The following is a 2,368-nucleotide window of genomic DNA, read 5'->3' on the forward strand; positions in this document are numbered from 1 at the left end:
CCGGATGGGTGAGGCGGTGGAAGTAGATAAAGCGCTTGATCCAATGAAGGTAAGTTTTCTCCGTGCGCAAGCTATACCCGCGTAACCTGAGTTCTCGACGAATGTGGTTCAGAAACGGGCTCTGTCCCATGTCAGCACCTCCTGTGCATAACTGATCCTATAAAACTGTATTTATATACAGTGTATTTGTCTATGTCGAGATCCCGTGCACGTATTGATGCAAGAGTGTGCTCATTTGCGACTGGAATCAGCGCTCAAAATGGTTCAATATCAGATGACTATGGACATTCTGTCGCGGGATACTGCGCAGAAACTCTCGCACAAATGCGCATGCACGTTTTCAACGGAGGAGAATGGCTGTTATTCATCATTTATCAAATCAATACAGTAAGTTAGCTTTTCTCTCTGCGCCTGTTGCTTGAGTAAAAACGCGCATGCGCAGTATTAAAATGTTAATTTTTCGTGTTATCGGCGAACAGTAGCTAGTTGTATATAATGTAGTAGAAAAGGATCAATAAGAATGGCAAGAAAAAGTGTTAAACAGTTTTCTGTTAATGTAGTAAACAATACTGTAGTTGTTGAAATACATACGGAAAACAAAAAGCCATATAGGTATCAGATTTTCCCTGACGACGTACATGGTGATGTTCAAGGCATTGCGGCTCATTTGCAGGCTGGATTAGCGGAAGCCCAGCGAACCTTTCAGAAAATTGAGGTGAGCGAGTTCTTTGAGCGTAGGTATGTAACAATAGTTACCCCTATCAAACGTGTTGAAAATAGATATACGGCTGATAAGTTGTAATTAAAAATTAACAAGTGCAGGCACGGCGACGCGTACTACATTGCGGCTTCGCCTCCATTCCGTAGCCGCGCGTGCTGCAAGCGTTAACTGCATTAGCGTTTCGAGAGGGGTATAATGCTTTCGCAAAAGCCATCTTTTTGGAGGTTAAATGAAAGGGCTTGTTAGTAGCTTGTTTTGGTTATTTTTGACGGTCCTTTTTGGGCTTTTACAGCTGTGGATATTGTTGGGGTACGATCAGGCAAATAGTGAGTTTAGTTTAGATTTAGACAAGTTGTTGCTAGATGGCGTTTTGCTATTTTTTTGCTGTGCTTTAGTTTCATCTATAACTATTGACTACCATTTTGACAAAACTATAGAGCTGCCTAAGTGGGCTAGCGGTATTCTTTTTTCTTTTTTCCCTTTTGTGATAGTAGGGCTTTCGATTTGGCTTTTCACCGCTAGCTATATAATACCTAAGGATAAAATTGAGCTCGAATTCATAGGGTCTGTTAATTACATAATTTTGACAATGACTTGTTTGTACACCGTTGCAACGAAATCGCTAACATTCAATAAAGGCTGATGGTTATGGAGTTTACAGAATACTTGATTCCGACACTTACCCTAATTAGTGCTGGATACGCTTTTATTGCTTTTTATTTCTACAAAAAAACTAGGCTAAGAGCTGAGGAGTACTCGCGTTCAGAGGAAATGAATAAGTTTGTTAGGAAATCTATCGTAGAAACAAACGATAAAGTTACAGGGATTTCCAGTCATCTCGATCAAAAGTTTACCCCAGCAATCAAAAATATCGAGCACGAAATTAAGAAGATTAACTGCCAATTTTCGGCTGAAATGATTTTAGAGAAATTAAAAAGTAATGGATATGAGAAGGCCAGCTTGATCAACGATAAAACCATAATCACTGGTGTTATTATCGAAAAAGAAGGTGAAGAAGAAAACACTGATCTAAAAGTTGGACATGTGGTATCCGTTGAGGTTGAAAATAGTGCAATATTAATTGAAAGCTTTAGTTTGACTCTTGAAGCTTCGAGCAAGGAAATATATGAAGCTATTTTAAGTGAGAATGCCAATATGAAGGTGTCAGATTTTGGTATTCAGTTCATAAATGATAAATGCTTTTTGATGTCGCAATCTTACATAATTTATCCTAAAGATACCTTTCACATCACGCCGCTAATTGAAATGCTTGATCATTTGGAAAATTCGCAAGTATCTTTGGAGCTAAAGCTCAAATCTATTGGAGCGCGATTCGAAAACATAACAATAAAAGAATACGCCGAGGCACGTATAGCAGAAATAGAAAGCAGGGATGCCAAAAACGGTTAAAAAGTTGCGTAAGGCGGACGGCTTTCACCCGCCGCTTCGCTCTTCGTTAAATGACTAAGGAGATACCGTGAGCAAAGAAGCTCAAGTTGAACAGGAAGCAACTTTAGAAAGGTTGCCAGCAGTACCGCCTGCTGATGTTGAGGCATTGAAAGCATTGTTCAAAATAGCTTTAGAAAAAAGAGATTTTGAAATAACTCAACTGGTTCAGAGAAATAACTTCTTCATGATTTTTCAAGG

4 protein-coding genes are annotated in these 2,368 nt (G+C 39.2%); 3 read left to right on the plus strand and 1 reads right to left on the minus strand.

The genetic code is table 11. From position 1 onward, the window contains the following. Positions 1–130, minus strand: a 130-nt coding sequence (locus KTN04_RS16475) for a phage integrase N-terminal SAM-like domain-containing protein (RefSeq protein WP_217336318.1), incomplete at its 3' end; no start/stop codon positions are given. A 390-nt stretch (positions 131–520) separates the two neighbouring features. On the opposite strand from KTN04_RS16475, the gene KTN04_RS16480 reads away from it, so the two are divergent. From KTN04_RS16480 to KTN04_RS16490, 3 genes are all read left to right on the plus strand, one after another. Continuing rightward, positions 521–802, plus strand: coding sequence for a hypothetical protein (locus KTN04_RS16480; RefSeq protein ID WP_217336315.1), 282 nt, complete (start codon positions 521–523; stop codon positions 800–802). A 148-nt stretch (positions 803–950) separates the two neighbouring features. Continuing rightward, positions 951–1,364 (plus strand): hypothetical protein, encoded by a 414-nt coding sequence (locus tag KTN04_RS16485; RefSeq protein ID WP_217336316.1) that lies wholly within the window; start codon positions 951–953, stop codon positions 1,362–1,364. Positions 1,365–1,369: 5 nt separating this feature from the next. Continuing rightward, positions 1,370–2,131 (plus strand): hypothetical protein, encoded by a 762-nt coding sequence (locus tag KTN04_RS16490; protein ID WP_217336317.1) that lies wholly within the window; start codon positions 1,370–1,372, stop codon positions 2,129–2,131. Positions 2,132–2,368 lie beyond the last annotated feature (237 nt).

This window comes from Marinobacterium weihaiense, from assembly GCF_019061305.1.
Taxonomy (GTDB): domain Bacteria; phylum Pseudomonadota; class Gammaproteobacteria; order Pseudomonadales; family Balneatricaceae; genus Marinobacterium; species Marinobacterium weihaiense.

What these genes read in the sequence shown, in the direction of transcription:
- KTN04_RS16485 (WP_217336316.1), top strand. Translation starts at nt 951, where the DNA reads ATGAAAGGGCTTGTTAGTAGCTTGTTTTGGTTATTTTTGACGGTCCTT.
- KTN04_RS16480 (WP_217336315.1), top strand. Translation starts at nt 521, where the DNA reads ATGGCAAGAAAAAGTGTTAAACAGTTTTCTGTTAATGTAGTAAACAAT.
- KTN04_RS16490 (WP_217336317.1), top strand. Translation starts at nt 1,370, where the DNA reads ATGGAGTTTACAGAATACTTGATTCCGACACTTACCCTAATTAGTGCT.